The organism is Flavobacterium sp. (assembly GCF_044368995.1).
Taxonomy (GTDB): Bacteria; Bacteroidota; Bacteroidia; order Flavobacteriales; family Flavobacteriaceae; genus Flavobacterium.
Genome location: NZ_JBIPMS010000034.1, coordinates 1 through 14,950 on the forward strand (window position 1 = coordinate 1; position 14,950 = coordinate 14,950).

General features: G+C 31.9%; 14 protein-coding genes and 1 other RNA gene. 8 read left to right on the forward strand and 7 right to left on the reverse strand.

What is annotated here, in order from left to right; translation table 11 throughout:
- From ACIQ2I_RS04080 to ACIQ2I_RS04090, 3 genes are all read right to left on the reverse strand, one after another.
- Positions 1 to 531 carry a DUF4136 domain-containing protein gene (locus tag ACIQ2I_RS04080; RefSeq protein WP_396181157.1) on the reverse strand — a complete coding sequence of 177 codons (531 nt, stop codon included), beginning with the start codon at positions 529 to 531 and terminating at the stop codon, positions 1 to 3.
- Between the two features lie 10 nt (positions 532 to 541).
- Positions 542 to 2,521 (reverse strand): urocanate hydratase, encoded by a 1,980-nt coding sequence (locus ACIQ2I_RS04085; RefSeq protein WP_396181158.1) that lies wholly within the window; start codon positions 2,519 to 2,521, stop codon positions 542 to 544.
- Positions 2,522 to 2,591: 70 nt separating this feature from the next.
- Positions 2,592 to 2,768 carry a DUF5522 domain-containing protein gene (locus ACIQ2I_RS04090; RefSeq protein WP_396181159.1) on the reverse strand — a complete coding sequence of 59 codons (177 nt, stop codon included), beginning with the start codon at positions 2,766 to 2,768 and terminating at the stop codon, positions 2,592 to 2,594.
- Positions 2,769 to 2,850: 82 nt separating this feature from the next.
- On the opposite strand from ACIQ2I_RS04090, the gene ACIQ2I_RS04095 reads away from it, so the two are divergent.
- The 3 genes from ACIQ2I_RS04095 to hemL are packed head-to-tail and all read left to right on the forward strand — an operon-like array spanning position 2,851 to position 5,884.
- Positions 2,851 to 3,750 carry a 1-aminocyclopropane-1-carboxylate deaminase/D-cysteine desulfhydrase gene (locus ACIQ2I_RS04095; protein WP_396181160.1) on the forward strand — a complete coding sequence of 300 codons (900 nt, stop codon included), beginning with the start codon at positions 2,851 to 2,853 and terminating at the stop codon, positions 3,748 to 3,750.
- The gene (locus ACIQ2I_RS04100; protein WP_396181161.1) at positions 3,747 to 4,598 is read left to right on the forward strand and encodes a glucosaminidase domain-containing protein; all 852 of its coding nucleotides are present in this window, start codon (positions 3,747 to 3,749) and stop codon (positions 4,596 to 4,598) included. The genes ACIQ2I_RS04095 and ACIQ2I_RS04100 overlap by 4 nt, the downstream gene beginning before the upstream one ends.
- Positions 4,598 to 5,884, forward strand: a complete 1,287-nt coding sequence (hemL, locus tag ACIQ2I_RS04105) for a glutamate-1-semialdehyde 2,1-aminomutase (protein WP_396181162.1) — start codon at positions 4,598 to 4,600, stop codon at positions 5,882 to 5,884. The genes ACIQ2I_RS04100 and hemL overlap by 1 nt, the downstream gene beginning before the upstream one ends.
- A gap of 50 nt (positions 5,885 to 5,934) precedes the next feature.
- Here the strand turns inward: hemL and ACIQ2I_RS04110 are convergent, their stop codons facing one another.
- From ACIQ2I_RS04110 to ACIQ2I_RS04125, 4 genes are all read right to left on the reverse strand, one after another.
- On the reverse strand, positions 5,935 to 6,264 hold the full coding sequence (locus ACIQ2I_RS04110; protein ID WP_396181163.1) for a hypothetical protein: 330 nt from the start codon (positions 6,262 to 6,264) through the stop codon (positions 5,935 to 5,937).
- A gap of 114 nt (positions 6,265 to 6,378) precedes the next feature.
- Complete coding sequence (locus tag ACIQ2I_RS04115) at positions 6,379 to 7,419, reverse strand: PLP-dependent cysteine synthase family protein (protein WP_396181164.1); 1,041 nt, start codon at positions 7,417 to 7,419, stop codon at positions 6,379 to 6,381.
- A 10-nt stretch (positions 7,420 to 7,429) separates the two neighbouring features.
- Complete coding sequence (locus ACIQ2I_RS04120) at positions 7,430 to 9,487, reverse strand: S9 family peptidase (protein ID WP_396181165.1); 2,058 nt, start codon at positions 9,485 to 9,487, stop codon at positions 7,430 to 7,432.
- A 99-nt stretch (positions 9,488 to 9,586) separates the two neighbouring features.
- Positions 9,587 to 10,636, reverse strand: coding sequence for a glutaminyl-peptide cyclotransferase (locus tag ACIQ2I_RS04125; RefSeq protein ID WP_396181166.1), 1,050 nt, complete (start codon positions 10,634 to 10,636; stop codon positions 9,587 to 9,589).
- An 87-nt stretch (positions 10,637 to 10,723) separates the two neighbouring features.
- On the opposite strand from ACIQ2I_RS04125, the gene ffs reads away from it, so the two are divergent.
- From ffs to ACIQ2I_RS04150, 5 genes are all read left to right on the forward strand, one after another.
- An RNA gene (ffs, locus tag ACIQ2I_RS04130) (signal recognition particle sRNA small type) lies at positions 10,724 to 10,822 on the forward strand.
- 90 nt (positions 10,823 to 10,912) lie between these two features.
- A complete protein-coding gene (locus tag ACIQ2I_RS04135) occupies positions 10,913 to 11,953 on the forward strand; it encodes a M28 family metallopeptidase (protein WP_396181167.1) in 1,041 nt (346 codons plus the stop codon).
- A complete protein-coding gene (gene aroQ / locus ACIQ2I_RS04140; protein WP_396181168.1) occupies positions 11,953 to 12,366 on the forward strand; it encodes a type II 3-dehydroquinate dehydratase in 414 nt (137 codons plus the stop codon). Before ACIQ2I_RS04135 ends, aroQ begins: the two co-directional genes overlap by 1 nt.
- 61 nt (positions 12,367 to 12,427) lie before the next feature.
- Positions 12,428 to 13,180 (forward strand): head GIN domain-containing protein, encoded by a 753-nt coding sequence (locus ACIQ2I_RS04145; RefSeq protein ID WP_396181169.1) that lies wholly within the window; start codon positions 12,428 to 12,430, stop codon positions 13,178 to 13,180.
- Between the two features lie 3 nt (positions 13,181 to 13,183).
- A partial coding sequence (locus ACIQ2I_RS04150) for a DUF5686 and carboxypeptidase regulatory-like domain-containing protein (protein WP_396181170.1) occupies positions 13,184 to 14,950 on the forward strand: 1,767 nt, incomplete at its 3' end.

Sequence of the window (14,950 nt, forward strand, 5' to 3'; positions counted from 1 at the left end):
CTATTTTACAATTGGAGGATATTGCTCTAAAATTTTTGAAACAAATTCAGCAATTCGTTCGTCTTTTTTTTCAAAGTTAGTGGTTAAATAACCCGTTCCAATTCCTTGCCATACTAATTCTTTTGTTTTAGCATCAACAATATCAATGTATAGAGTGCCTTCCGGAGTTGTGGTTGTTTGCGTGAAGCCCATTCCCATTCCCCAGCCCATTCCCCAGCCCCAACCTGGACCCCAGCCCATGTTGTTATATACGTTAACACGTTCTCGTTCTTTGGTAAAAATATTGATTAATACATCTGGATTTTCAGATTTTGAAAATCCTTTTACAGGCATGGCTGCATCAAGTGCATACAAAATACGTTTTTTGTCTAAATCTGAAATTTCTAATTTATCTACGCTAATTTTATTATAAGCATAAGTTTTGTAGTTTTCAAAATTTGCTTTTTTGTCATAATCTGTATTTACATATACAGATGAACAAGAAGTGAGGATAAAAAATCCTAAAACCGAAAGTAGTTTAATTAATTTCATAATATAATATTTAGGTTAATAAATTTTCGTCAACTAGGTTTGGAAGTGTTACTTTTAGTAAAGGTTGTGCTTCCATTGCGCGTTTTATAGCAAATATTGCACCTTCATTACGTGCCCAATTTCTTCTGGATATCCCGTTGTTTACATCCCAAAACAACATCATTTCTATACGTTTAGATGCTTCTTTAGTTCCATCAAGAAGCATGCCAAAACCACCGTTTATGACTTCGCCCCAGCCTACGCCACCACCATTATGTATTGACACCCAAGTGGCACCACGGAAACTATCTCCAATTACATTTTGAATAGCCATATCTGCTGTAAAACGCGATCCGTCATATATATTAGACGTTTCTCTGTATGGCGAATCGGTACCTGACACATCATGATGGTCTCTTCCTAAAATTACCATTCCAATTTCGCCACGAGCAATAGCTTGATTGAATGCTTCTGCAATTTTTATTCGTCCTTCTGAGTCAGCATATAAAATTCGAGCTTGTGAACCAACAACTAATTTATTTTCTTGAGCGCCTTTAATCCACTGAATATTATCGGCCATTTGCTGCTGAATTTCTTCTGGAGAAGTTTTCATTATTTCTTCTAAAACGGCACATGCGATTTCATCTGTTTTAGCTAAATCTTCTGGATTTCCAGAGGCACAAACCCAACGAAAAGGGCCAAATCCATAATCAAAACACATCGGACCCATAATGTCTTGTACGTAACTATTGTATTTAAAATCGATATGATTTGCTGCAAACACATCTGCTCCAGCTCTTGAAGCTTCTAGTAAAAACGCATTTCCATAGTCGAAAAAATAAGTACCTTTATCCGTATGTTTATTAATTGCCACTGCATGACGACGCAACGTTTTTTGTACTTCTTCCTTAAATTTCTTTGGATTATTTGCCATCATTTCATTAGACTCGTCAAATGTAAATCCAATAGGGTAGTAGCCACCAGCCCAAGGATTGTGAAGTGACGTTTGGTCAGAACCTAAATCGATATGTACATTTTCTGCATCAAATTTTTCCCAAACATCTACCACATTTCCTAAATAACCAATAGAAACTACTTCGTTAGCCTCCATTGCTTTTTTCACTCTTGCAACTAAAAGTGTAATGTCGTCAATTACTTCGTTTATCCAACCTTGTGAATGACGAATGTGTGTGATTTTAGAATTTACTTCCGCACAAACTGTTACACAACCTGCTATATTTCCAGCTTTTGGTTGCGCCCCAGACATACCACCTAATCCAGAAGTTACAAATAAACCTCCTTTTGGTGATTTTTTTATTTTTCGAAAACCATTTAAAACTGTAATAGTAGTGCCATGAACAATGCCTTGAGGTCCAATATACATATAACTTCCTGCGGTCATTTGTCCGTATTGCGACACACCTAATGCATTCATTTTTTCCCAATCATCAGATTTAGAGTAATTTGGAATTACCATTCCGTTGGTAACTACGACTCTTGGTGCTTCTTTATGTGAAGGAAATAATCCCATCGGATGACCAGAATACATAGATAACGTTTGTTCGTCTGTCATTTCAGACAAATATTTCAGGGTAAGTAAATACTGTGCCCAGTTTTGAAAAACAGCGCCATTTCCTCCATAAGTAATTAATTCATGAGGATGTTGTGCTACTGCATAATCTAAATTATTTTGCACCATCAACATAATGGCTTTGGCTTGCTCAGAATTTCCTGGATACTCAGAAATAGGTCTGGCTTTCATCTCGTAATCTGGACGAAATCTATACATATAAATTCGACCATATTGTTCTAATTCGGCTTTAAATTCAGCAAGTAACGTGGCATGATGTTTAGAGTCAAAATAGCGCAAAGCGTTTTTTAATGCCAATTTTTTTTCTTCAACTGAAAGAATTTCTTTTCGCTTTGGTGCATGATTTATTGCGGCATCATAAGGTTTATGTTGCGGTAAAACATCTGGAATTCCTTGTTGTATTTGCTCTTTAAACGTCATTTTTTTAGATTTTGGATTTTTAGATTTTGGATATTCAGAAATTAATGTTTGAATATCAGTTGTCTAAAAGCTATTTTTTATTACTTCCTGTTTTTTTATTGAAACCATAGGGGCAATGTCTACAACCACTTTTACAGCAATATCCTCGCTTTAAATGATATTTTTCAGTAAAACATTTATATCCTTCAGGAGTAAAATAAAAATCTTCCCCTTCTTTTAAATTTTTTGGATTTATTTCATTGTTCATAATCGCAAATTTAGCAACTTTGCAGCAAATGATTGTATTAGTTTTTTAAATATTTAACTTATGAAACAATTATTTCTTTTTCATGAAATCAAGTAACCAAAAAATAGCAATTCATTTTCCTAATGGAATTGAACTTTTTATCAAAAGAGAAGATCAATTACATCCTATAATTTCTGGCAATAAATTCAGAAAATTAAAATATAATATGCGAGTTGCCAAAGACCAAAATAAAAAGACATTACTTACCTTTGGCGGTGCTTTTTCTAATCATATTGTAGCCGTAGCAGGTGCAGGAAAAGAATTTGGGTTTGAAACTATTGGAATAATTAGAGGCGAAGAATTACAAGAAAAAATAAGTGAAAACCCAAGTTTAGCAGTCGCGAAACAATTAGGAATGAAATTAGTTTTTGTTTCTAGAGAAAAATATAGGTTAAAAGATACGCCAGAATTTCTAGCTGAATTGTATTCTCAATTTGACGATTTTTATTTGTTACCAGAAGGCGGCACAAATGAATTAGCGATAAAAGGATGTGAAGAAATTTTAAACGAATCCGATTCTGAGTTTACACATATTTGTTCATCAATAGGAACAGGTGGTACAATTTCTGGAATTATTAATAGTTCTTGTTCCAAACAAAATATTATTGGATTTTCTTCCTTAAAAGGTGATTTTTTACAAAATGATATTGCTAAATTTGCAAATCAAAATAATTGGTCTGTAAATTGTAAGTATCATTTTGGAGGTTATGGAAAAGTAACAAATGAGTTAATTGAATTTATGAATTCCTTTTATTTAGAACATGCTATTCCTTTAGATCCAATTTACACTGGAAAAATGATGTTTGGCATTTTGGATTTAATACAAAATAGTTATTTTCCACCATTTTCAAATATCTTAGCCATCCATACAGGTGGTTTACAAGGTATTGCAGGCATGAATATGAAATTAGAAAAATTAGGAAAAACAAAGATAATGATATGATAAATAAAATTTTAATACTATTTTTTGCGCTGCTTTTAATAAGTTGTGGTGGCTCTAAAATCACTACTAATAAAGGAAAAAAGTATTCTAAAACGTATCCTGCTTCAAAAAAACCTGTTACAAAACCAACGCCTGTTACAAAATCACCAACAAAAGAAAATCTTTCTGGAAGTGAAATTTTAGTGGCAACATCTAAAGTAAAAGCTACTACAGAAGATGTAAAAAACTATATTGATGTTTTTAAAGAAACGGCTAAAAACAGCATGAAGGTTCATGGTATTCCTGCAAGTATTACTATGGCACAAGGTATTTTAGAATCAGGAGCAGGTTTTGGATCTTTAGCTAAAGAAGCGAACAATCATTTCGGAATAAAATGTCATACAGGATGGACAGGTGAATCTGTAAAATATGATGATGATGCCGAACAAGAGTGTTTTAGAAAATATAAAGACCCCACAGAATCGTATAAAGATCATTCTGCTTTTTTATCTTCTAGAAAACGGTATGAAAGTTTGTTTAAACTAGACAAAGGCGATTATGAATCATGGGCAAATGGCTTAAAACAAGCAGGTTATGCAACAGATACGCTATATCCATCAAAATTAATTGGTATTATTGAACGGTACGAATTATATAAAATTGACAACGAAGTTTTGGGAAGAAATTTTATTCCTAAGCCAAGAGTTGTTGCCCAAGTACAAGTTATTGGAGAGCATATCGTTGAAAAAGGAGATACATTATACTCGTTATCAAAAAAATACAATATATCTGTTGAGGAATTAAAAAGTTTAAATAGTATTTTAGAATCTGGAATTTCAATCGGTCAAAAATTAATAGTAAAAAAGTAATGTTATATCAAAGAAGCAGTCAGTTGTTTGTTGAAGCTAATGAAGTAATTCCAGGTGGCGTCAATTCTCCAGTCAGAGCATTTAAAGGTGTTGGAGGTTTTCCTATTTTTATAAAAGAAGCAAAAGGCGCCTATTTATATGATGAAGACGGGAATAAATATATAGACTATATTAATTCTTGGGGACCTATGATTTTAGGTCACGCTCACGAGCCGGTGGTACAAGCTATTGTTCAAAAAGCAAAAAAAGGTACTTCTTTTGGTGCACCTACAGAATTGGAAACTAAAATTGCTCAATTGGCTATTTCCATGGTTCCAAATATTGATAAAATTCGATTTGTTAATTCGGGTACAGAAGCTTGTATGAGTGCTATCCGCTTGGCGCGAGGTTACACCAAACGAGATAAAATAATAAAATTTTCAGGTTGTTATCACGGACATTCCGATTCTTTTTTGATTGCTGCTGGAAGTGGATTAAGTACGTTTGGAGTGCCTAATAGCCCTGGTGTTACAGCCGGCACAGCTAAAGACACTTTATTAGCAAACTATAATAATTTAGAAAATGTAAAAGCCCTTTTTGAAGCTAATAAAAATGAAATTGCAGCAATTATTGTAGAACCTGTTGCAGGAAATATGGGTTGCATCCCCCCAAAAGATGGTTTTCTATCTGGTTTAAAGCAACTTTGTAAGGAAAACGAAGCCTTGCTGGTTTTTGATGAAGTGATGACTGGATTTCGTCTTGCAAAAGGTGGCGTTCAAGAATTGTATCAAGTTGCGGCAGATATTGTATGTTTTGGCAAGGTAATTGGTGGCGGTTTGCCAGTTGGTGCATTTGCAGCAAGAAATGAGATTATGAATATGTTATCGCCAATAGGTCCTGTTTATCAAGCTGGAACGTTATCTGGAAACCCGTTAGCTATGGCGGCAGGATATCAAATGCTATTAGAATTAAATTCAGACCCTGAAATTTTTAATAGATTAGAAGAAAAAACAGCTTATTTAGAGAAAGGAATCCACAGAGTTTTGTCTGAAAATAATATTGAGTTTACTATAAATAGAGTAGGGTCAATGATTTCTGTGCACTTTGATAAAAATGAAGTCTATGATTTTGAAACTGCAAAAAATGGAGATAATGATAGCTTTAAAAAATTCTTTCATGAACTATTAAAATTGGGTATTTATATTGCACCTTCGGCTTATGAATCTTGGTTTATTACAGATGCTTTAAGTTATGAAGATTTAGATTATACCATTGCTTGCGTTGACAAAGCAGCAAAAATCTTATAAAAAAAGCCCGTTTAGTTTACTAAACGGGCTCTTTTAAAAATAATTTATTTTTAGTTTGTTAATTTTTTCAATAAACCTTGTTTACTTTCAATACTTTCCATTTGTGTTTGAGAAAGTGTAGCTCTTAATTTTGCTTCAATTATTCTCGCCAATTCGATTTTTCTTTCTGCTGAAAGATTCTCGTTTAAATTTCTGAATTTGTATTCAAATAATCTTGTTAAATCTTCGCTTAAAGTCCCTTCTACGGTTACCGCTTCAGCAAGAGCCGTCATATTTTTCTTAGCTTCAATTTTTTCGTCTACTTTTTTAAATGTTTCTTGAGCATTAGCATTTACTGTGAAAGCTAAAAACAAAATAAGAGCGCCTAATAAATTTTTCATTGTTAATTTTTTTATAGTTTTATCAAAAATAAAAAATATTTTCAATATCAAAGCCTTTTTTACAAATAATTATTTTTTAATTAATTTATAGCGTGTTTTTTATTTTAAATAAACTTATTTTATTACCTCAATTTTCAATGAATCATCAAAGTTTTTGGTATCTAAAAAACCTTGTTCTTGCATCCATTCATCGCTGTAAATTTTACTCATATAACGGGAACCGTGGTCTGGAAAAACAATGACTACATTACTATCTTCGTTAAATTCACCTAAAGCAGCATATTGTTTTACTGCTTGAAAGGCAGCGCCAGATGTGTACCCCACAAATAAACCTTCTGCTTTAGATATTTCTCTTGCCATAAGAGCACTTTCTTTATCGGTAACTTTTATATATTTATCAATAATATCAAAATCGGTAGCCGTTGGAATTAAGTTTTTACCCAAACCTTCAATTTTGTAAGAATAAATTTCTTTTTCGTCAAATTGTTTGGTTTCGTGGTATTTTTTTAAAGCGGAACCATATGCATCTACACCTAAAATTTTAATCGAAGGGTTTTTCTCTTTTAAATATCTTCCTATGCCTGAAATTGTACCTCCAGTACCACTACACACGACAACGTGAGTTACTAAACCATTTGTTTGATTCCATATTTCTTTTCCAGTACTGCAATAATGCGCTTCAATGTTTAAATCATTAAAGTACTGATTGATGTAAATTGAATTTGGCGTTTCTTCATGAATTTTTTTTGCTACTTCATAATAGCTTTTAGGATCGTCAGCGGCAACATTCGCAGGGCACACAAAAACTTTTGCACCCATACTTTTTAGCATATCAATTTTGTCTGGAGACGATTTATCACTTACCGCTAAAATACATTTGTATCCTTTAATGATGCTAATCATAGCTAAGCTAAATCCTGTATTTCCTGAAGTTGTTTCTACAATAGTTGCACCAGGCTTTAAAATGCCTTTTTCTTCAGCGCTATTGATGATATGTAAGGCAATTCTATCTTTAGAAGAATGTCCAGGATTAAAAGCTTCTACTTTTGCAAAAAAATTACCGGTTAATCCAGCTGCTATTTTATTTAATTTTATAATTGGTGTGTTTCCAACTAATTCCAGAACAGAGTTGTAGGCGTTTATTTCTTTTTCCATTTTCAATGCTTTATTTTTTAATGTTTTCTAAATCAAATAAGAAAGCAAACTCTTTGGCTAATTCTTTTAATGCTTCAAATCTGCCTGAAGCACCACCGTGACCGGCATCCATATTTGTATCCAAAAACAATTGCTTGTTGTTTGTTTTCATGACTCTTAATTTAGCTACCCATTTTGCTGGTTCAAAATATTGTACTTGAGAATCGTGTAAACCTGTTGACACATACATATTTGGATAAGCTTGAGCTTTTACTTGATCGTAAGGCGAATACGATAGCATATAATCATAATATTTTTTTTCATTCGGATTTCCCCATTCGTCGTATTCTCCTGTTGTCAATGGGATAGTGTCATCAAGCATGGTTGTAATTACGTCTACAAAAGGTACTTGTGCAATGACACCATTGTATAATTCTGGAGCCATATTGACTATTGCACCCATTAACAATCCACCTGCAGAACCACCTTCGGCATATAAATGTGCTGCAGAAGTATATTTTTCAGCGATTAAGAATTTACTACAATCGATAAAATCCGTAAATGTATTTTTCTTTTTTAATAGTTTTCCGTTCTCGTACCAATCTCTTCCTAAATCTTCTCCACCTCTAATGTGTGCAATAACATATATAAAACCTCTATCCATTAAGCTTAATCGCGTACTTGAAAAATACGGATCCATTGATGAACCGTAGGAACCATAAGCATATTGTAGCAAAGGATTTTTACCATCTTTTTTGATGCCTTTTTTATAAACAATACTCATTGGTATTTTTGTCCCATCTGTTGCAGTAGCCCAAATTCTTTCTTCAGTATAATTATTTTTATCAAACTTTCCACCTAAAACGGCTTGCTCTTTCAAGATGGTTTTTTCTTTTGTTTTCATGTTAAAATCAATCACAGACGAAGGTGTTGCCATAGATTGGTAGCCATAACGTAAAATTTCTGTGTCAAAATCAACATTAGAAGTTGTACTGCACGTATATGTTTCGCTATTGAAAGGTAAATAATAATCGCCAGAGCCATCCCAAGGTTTAATTTGAATTTTATTTAAACCATTTGAGCGTTCTTCTACCACTAAATAATTTTTAAAAATTTCAATACCTTCCAATAAAACCTCTTTTCTGTGTGGAATTAAATCTGTCCAATTTTCTTTAGATGTAGCATTTTCAGCAGTTGTCATTAATTTGAAATTGGTAGCTTTATCCGCATTCGTTAAGATGTAAAAGGTGTTTTTATAAAAAGAAATTGAATATTCTAAACCACGAGTTCTCGGTTGAAAAATTCTGAATTTTCCATCTGGATTATTCGCTTCTAAGATTTGATATTCGGTTGTAAGCGTACTTCCAGAACCAATAATTAAATATTTTTTCGACTTTTCTTTGTAAACAAATGTATTGTAAGTATCGTCTTTTTCGTGAAAAACTAAGACGTCTTCGGATGCATTTGTACCTAATTTATGTTTGAAAATTTTGTCAGAACGCAAGGTTTGTGCGTCTTTTCCAGTGTAAAAAAGCGTTTTATTGTCGGTTGACCAGCTAGAACCGCCTGTTGTATTTTCAATTTTGTCTGAAAGAATTTCGCCTGTTTCTAAATTTTTAATTTGAATGGTGTATTGTCTTCTTGAAACCAAATCTAATCCAAAAGCTACTAATTTATTATCGCCACTTACACTCATGCCGCTTAAATTGAAGTAAGATTGTCCTTTTGCCATTTCATTGCAATCAAATAAAATTTCTTCTTTGGCAGCTAAACTTCCTTTTTTTCTGGCATAAATTGGATAATCTTTACCCGTTTCAAAACGTGTGATGTACCAATATTCGTTATAAAAATAGGGTACTGTACTGTCATCTTCTTTAATTCTGGATTTCATTTCAGCAAACAAATCGTCTTGAAATTGTTTGGTATGCGCAGTAGATTTTTGGTAATATTCGTTTTCTTTATTCAAATAATCAATCACTTCTGGGTTTTCTCTTTCGTTTAACCAATAATAATTGTCGGTTCTAACATCTCCGTGCTTTTCTAATTTTTTTGGAATTATTTTTGCAATTGGTTGTTGAATTGTATTCATTTTGTTTTTTTGATTTTGTGAATGTATTTGTACGCTAAATATCAAAATTATTGATGTAATGATAATTTTTTTCATAGTTTTTAATATTTTATTTGATAATTATTTCAATTTAATTTCAAACATTTTATCCCAATTTTTACCAGTAATAAAAACGGTTTTTGTTAATGGATTGAATGCAATTCCGTTTAAAACTTCACCATCTAAAAGTGTTTTAGTATTTTTTGTTTTTAACTCTGAAAAATCGATAGCACTTTCTACAGCTCCATTTTCAGGATTGATAATAACTATTACATCTTTCTGATAAATGTTAGCCCAAATTTTTCCGTCAATCCATTCTAACTCGTTAATTTCTGCAATAGCATTTGTATCAGAATAAACATTAATGAAGCGTTCCATTTTTTGAGTTTCAGGATTAAGAAAATAAATTTTATTCGTTCCGTCGCTCATAATCAAATATTTTTCATCGTGCGTTAAGCCCCAACCTTCAATGTCTGAAAAATAATCAAACGTTTTTTCTTGTACCAAAGTTGCTGCATTATAAATAAAACCAACTTTATTTTTCCAAGTCAATTGATAAACTTTGTTATTAAAAATGGTAATTCCTTCACCAAAATAATCTGGTGACAAAGGTACAGATTTCAAAATATTTCCAGATTTATAATTTGTTTTTCTTAGGGTTGATTCGCCATTCTGACCCGTTCCTTCAAATAAAACGCCATTGTAAAATTCTAAACCTTGTGTATAGGCATTGATGTCGTGATTATAAGAGTTTAAAATGGTATAATCTTTCGTTTCATACAATTTTGGTGTGATATTCGAAACCAATTCAAATGATGTTAAACATTCTGTTTTTTCACCTTCAGAATGCACAATTGCTTTTATGTCTTGAATACCAAATGGTAATTTTTCTAATTTTAAATTAAAAACTGCATTTTCAGTTGATTTACCTAATTTAATATCGTTTGAAAAATAAATTACCGAATCAATTTTAGCATTTTCAACATTTTCAATGCTTAAATTCACAGTTTCAGTTGGTTTATAAACTTGCTTTAAGTCTTTTGTAGCAATAGAAAACAGGTCTTTAGTTTCGCTACAATTATATAAAAAAATACTTAATGTTGTGATTATAAGTAAGTTAATTTTTTTCATATCTTAATTATTTAATACTACAATATTACAATTTATTTTAAACTAATTTTTGATTTGTAGAAATAATAAAAGATTGTATATTTGCACTGGCAAGTCCTACACGACCAGCTCCCTCAAAATCCTCCAGGGTGGGAACGCAGCAAAGGTATGTGGTTGTAGCGGTGCGATGTAGGTCGCTTGCCATTTTTTAATTTACTTCTCTTCTTAAAATTTTTATAAAATTTATTGGTATCAAATTTTTTTAAATTAGATTTGTATTGTTTAAAACCAATTCAAATGAAAAAGATATTTATACTAGTTGCATCAGCTGCATTTTTCCTTAGTTGTTCTACAAAAAAAGTTGTTGTTGCCAATTCTACAAAAAAAGTTGTAGATGTTACAAAATACATGAACACAATTAATGAAGCTAGTTTGTCTAAAAACCTTCATGTTATCGCTTCCGATGAAATGGAAGGCAGAAATACAGGAGAACCAGGACAGAAAAAAGCGGGTTTATATCTTATTCAGCAATACAAAGCTTTAGGTATTTCAAATCCTCCAGGTTCTACTGATTTTTATCAAAAAGTGTCTTCGGAATTTATGAAAAAAGGTTTTTCGCCAAAATTAGGAGATTCTGAAAATATTTGGGCTTTCATACCTGGTTCTGAAAAACCAGAAGAAGTGCTTGTTATTTCTGCGCATTACGACCATGTAGGTATGAAAAATGGCGAGGTTTTTAACGGTGCAGATGATGATGGTTCAGGAACTGTAAGTTTAATTGAAATTGCAAAAGCATTTTCGGAAGCAAAAAAAGATGGTTTTAGTCCAAAACGTTCTATTTTATTTTTACACGTTACCGGTGAAGAACACGGTTTACATGGTTCGAGATATTACTCTGAAAATCCATTATTTCCAATAAAAAATACGATTGCAGATATAAATATTGATATGGTGGGACGTAGAGATACACTCGGCAATCACAAAGAAAACGGAAAATATGTTTATGTAATTGGTTCAGACAGATTAAGTTCAGAATTACATACCATAAACGAAGAAATGAATACAAAATATGTAGGTTTAAATTTAGACTACACGTTCAACGCAAGAAACGATCCAAATAGATTTTATTTCCGTTCTGATCATTATAATTTTGCTAAAAAAGGCATTCCTTCCATTTTCTTTTTCAATGGCGTTCACGAAGATTATCATGGACCTAATGATACTGCCGATAAAATTGAGTACGATTTATTAGCCATGCGTGTTAAATTGGCTTTTACTTTAGCTTGGGAATTGGCCAATAGAGAAACTAGAATCGTAGTTGACAAAGACGGAAAATAATGCATTTGTTAATTTTAAACGGCCCTAATTTAAATTTGTTAGGACAACGGGAACCAGAAGTGTACGGCCATCAAAGTTTTGATTCTTTTTTTGAGGAGTTGAAATTGAAGTTTTCAACGATAGAATTAGACTATTTTCAGTCGAATGTGGAAGGTGAAATTATCAACAAACTGCAAGAAGTTGGTTTTTCATACGACGGGATTATTTTGAATGCAGGAGGCTATACTCATACCTCTGTAGCCATTTCGGATTGTGTAAAAGCTATAAAATCACCCGTAATTGAAGTACATATTTCAAATACGTTTTCTAGAGAAACTTTTCGTCATCAATCTTATATTTCTCCCCATGCAAAAGGAGTAATCATTGGTTTTGGTTTAAAAAGTTATTCGCTTGCGATTCAAAGTTTTTTGTAATTGATGCAACTTTTTAATAAAAAAAAGCGTCTATAAATTCATACCCTAAATCTATTTAAAAATGAAAAAAATTACCGCATTCACTCTTGCTTTTTTTGGACTACTTTCCGTTTCTTTTGCTCAAGTTAAAGAAACAAGAGGCGTAGGAAATTTTACTGCTATCATAGCATCTTCGGGAGTAAATATAATGTATACTCAGGGTCCTGCACAAAATGTTGAGGTTACTTGGGACAAAGATTTAATGAAATTTTTAAAAGTGGAAACTAAAAATAATATTCTAAAAATTTTTATTGACAACAACAATTATTATAAAAAAATGGATACTAGCAAATTGCTTGTAACGGTTTCAAATCCGGGAATTGGGAGTGTAACAGTGAGTTCCTCGGCTACGTTTTATATCAAAAATAATTTAAATGTAAGTTTGTTAAAAATTAATACCTCTTCAAGTGCTGATTTTTCTGGAACAGTAACCTGTAATTCTATTTTTATTGATGCTTCTTCAAGTTCAAATGTGGCTTTAAATATGGCTACAGATGACATTGCGGTTAGTTTATCTAGCAGTTCAAGCGTAACGTTAAAAGGCAAAACAGCTAATTTAGCAATTGATGCATCAAGTTCAGCCGATTGCGATGCAAAAGAGTTAATTTCAAATGTAGCACAAGTTTCTGCAAGTACTTCCTCAGATGTGCATGTTCTGGCATTAAAAGAACTTGATGCAACTGCTTCTACAAGTGGTTCTATAAATTATTATGGAAAATTGGATAAAGTAAAAATTACCGAGAGCACTTCTGGCTCTGTAGCACAAATAAAATAAAGTATGAAGTTCCAGATCTTAATTTTACCACTACTTTTTTCTTGTTTTTCAATAGCACAAATAAAAGGAAAAGTTACTGATTCCAAAGGGAACGCTTTACCTTATGCAAGTGTAACGATTGAAAAAACCTACATTGGAACTTCTACCAATGAAAACGGTGAGTACGAACTAAGCATAAAAAAACCAGGTAATTATACATTGGTTTTTAAGATATTAGGTTATAAAACCAAAACAATCAAACAAGAAATTAATACATTTCCTATAGTAATTAATGCTATGCTTTCCGATGAACAATATTCCATTGAGGAAGTAGTAGTAAAAAGTGGCGAAAATCCTGCCAATGCGATTATCAGAAATGCAATAGCCAATCGCAAAAAAAACACAGATAAAACCGATAAATATGAAGCCGATTTTTACTCAAGAGGAATTTTTAGAGTAAAAGATATTCCTAAGAAATTTATGGGAATTGAAATTGGTGATTTAGAAGGTAATGTTGATTCTACAGGCGCTGGAATTATTTATCAATCGGAAACCGTTTCTAAAATTAAGTTTGAAAAACCAAATAATCTAAAAGAAGAAATAATAGCTAGTAAAGTAGCAGGAAACGATAATGGATTTAGCTTCAATACAGCTTTAAATACCAATTATGATTTGTATCAGAATACAGTTGGTTTTAATATTCCTATGATTTCTCCAATTGCTTCAAATGCATTTACGTACTATAAATATAAAATAGAAGATTCATTTACAGATAGTTACAATAATTATATTTACAAAATAAAAGTTACTCCAAAACGCGATAAAGAACCCGTTTTTGAAGGCTATATTTACTTGGTTGACGACACTTTTGCTATTTATGCTGCCGATTTAGATATTAAAGGCTACAGATCACAACAAGAGTTTTTAGAATCGTTTAAAGTGGTACAAAATTTCAGTTTTAATCCAGACACAAAAATGTGGGTTAAAAGTTTGCAATCATTTGATTTTAAGGCAGGTGTGTTTATGATGAAATTCAATGGGAAGTTTACACACGTGTTTAGTAATTATAATTTTGTGTCTAATTTTGAAAAGAAAACCTTTGGTAGTGAAGTAGTTACGTTTGCCGAAAAATCAAATAAAAAGGAAGATTCGTATTGGTTAGAAAATCGTCCAGTGCCTTTAACGGAAGAGGAAACTACAAATTATGTAAAAAAAGATAGCGTTTATAAAATTAGAAATTCTCAAGTGTACATGGATTCTGTTGATGCGGTTTCAAATAAATTTAAGGCAATTAAGTTGATTACTGGCTATTCACTTAAAAACAGTTTCAAAAACAAAAGATTCAATTATCAAGGGCTATTTAATTTTTCTTCGTTTAATTTTAATACCGTTCAGGGTTACCATATTGGTTCTGGTTTTTCGTACACAAGTTATAATGAAGAAAAACAAAAAAGAACTATAATAAACACTGATTTTCAATACGGATTTTCAGATGAACGCATCCGACCAACGGCTTCTTTTTACCATAAATTCAATAATACAAATGATGCTTATATTCGAATTGCTGGAGGAAATAAAGTCAATCAATTTAATAGTTCAGAGCCCATTTCTAAAATTGAAAACTCAGTAAGTTCGTTGGTTTTTAAAAATAATTTTATGAAGTTATATGAAAAAGAGTTTATTGAAATTGGAACAGGAAGGGAAGTGGTAAATGGCTTGTTTTTAAATGCCAATATTGTCTATGAAAACAGAAAACCCTTGTTTAATACTACGGATTTTGCTATAAATAAA

Coding starts and splice junctions, on each gene's coding strand:
- ACIQ2I_RS04080 (WP_396181157.1), bottom strand. CDS start 531: ATGAAATTAATTAAACTACTTTCGGTTTTAGGATTTTTTATCCTCACT.
- ACIQ2I_RS04085 (WP_396181158.1), bottom strand. CDS start 2,521: ATGACGTTTAAAGAGCAAATACAACAAGGAATTCCAGATGTTTTACCG.
- ACIQ2I_RS04090 (WP_396181159.1), bottom strand. CDS start 2,768: ATGAACAATGAAATAAATCCAAAAAATTTAAAAGAAGGGGAAGATTTT.
- ACIQ2I_RS04095 (WP_396181160.1), top strand. CDS start 2,851: ATGAAATCAAGTAACCAAAAAATAGCAATTCATTTTCCTAATGGAATT.
- ACIQ2I_RS04100 (WP_396181161.1), top strand. CDS start 3,747: ATGATAAATAAAATTTTAATACTATTTTTTGCGCTGCTTTTAATAAGT.
- hemL (WP_396181162.1), top strand. CDS start 4,598: ATGTTATATCAAAGAAGCAGTCAGTTGTTTGTTGAAGCTAATGAAGTA.
- ACIQ2I_RS04110 (WP_396181163.1), bottom strand. CDS start 6,264: ATGAAAAATTTATTAGGCGCTCTTATTTTGTTTTTAGCTTTCACAGTA.
- ACIQ2I_RS04115 (WP_396181164.1), bottom strand. CDS start 7,419: ATGGAAAAAGAAATAAACGCCTACAACTCTGTTCTGGAATTAGTTGGA.
- ACIQ2I_RS04120 (WP_396181165.1), bottom strand. CDS start 9,487: ATGAATACAATTCAACAACCAATTGCAAAAATAATTCCAAAAAAATTA.
- ACIQ2I_RS04125 (WP_396181166.1), bottom strand. CDS start 10,636: ATGAAAAAAATTAACTTACTTATAATCACAACATTAAGTATTTTTTTA.
- ACIQ2I_RS04135 (WP_396181167.1), top strand. CDS start 10,913: ATGAAAAAGATATTTATACTAGTTGCATCAGCTGCATTTTTCCTTAGT.
- aroQ (WP_396181168.1), top strand. CDS start 11,953: ATGCATTTGTTAATTTTAAACGGCCCTAATTTAAATTTGTTAGGACAA.
- ACIQ2I_RS04145 (WP_396181169.1), top strand. CDS start 12,428: ATGAAAAAAATTACCGCATTCACTCTTGCTTTTTTTGGACTACTTTCC.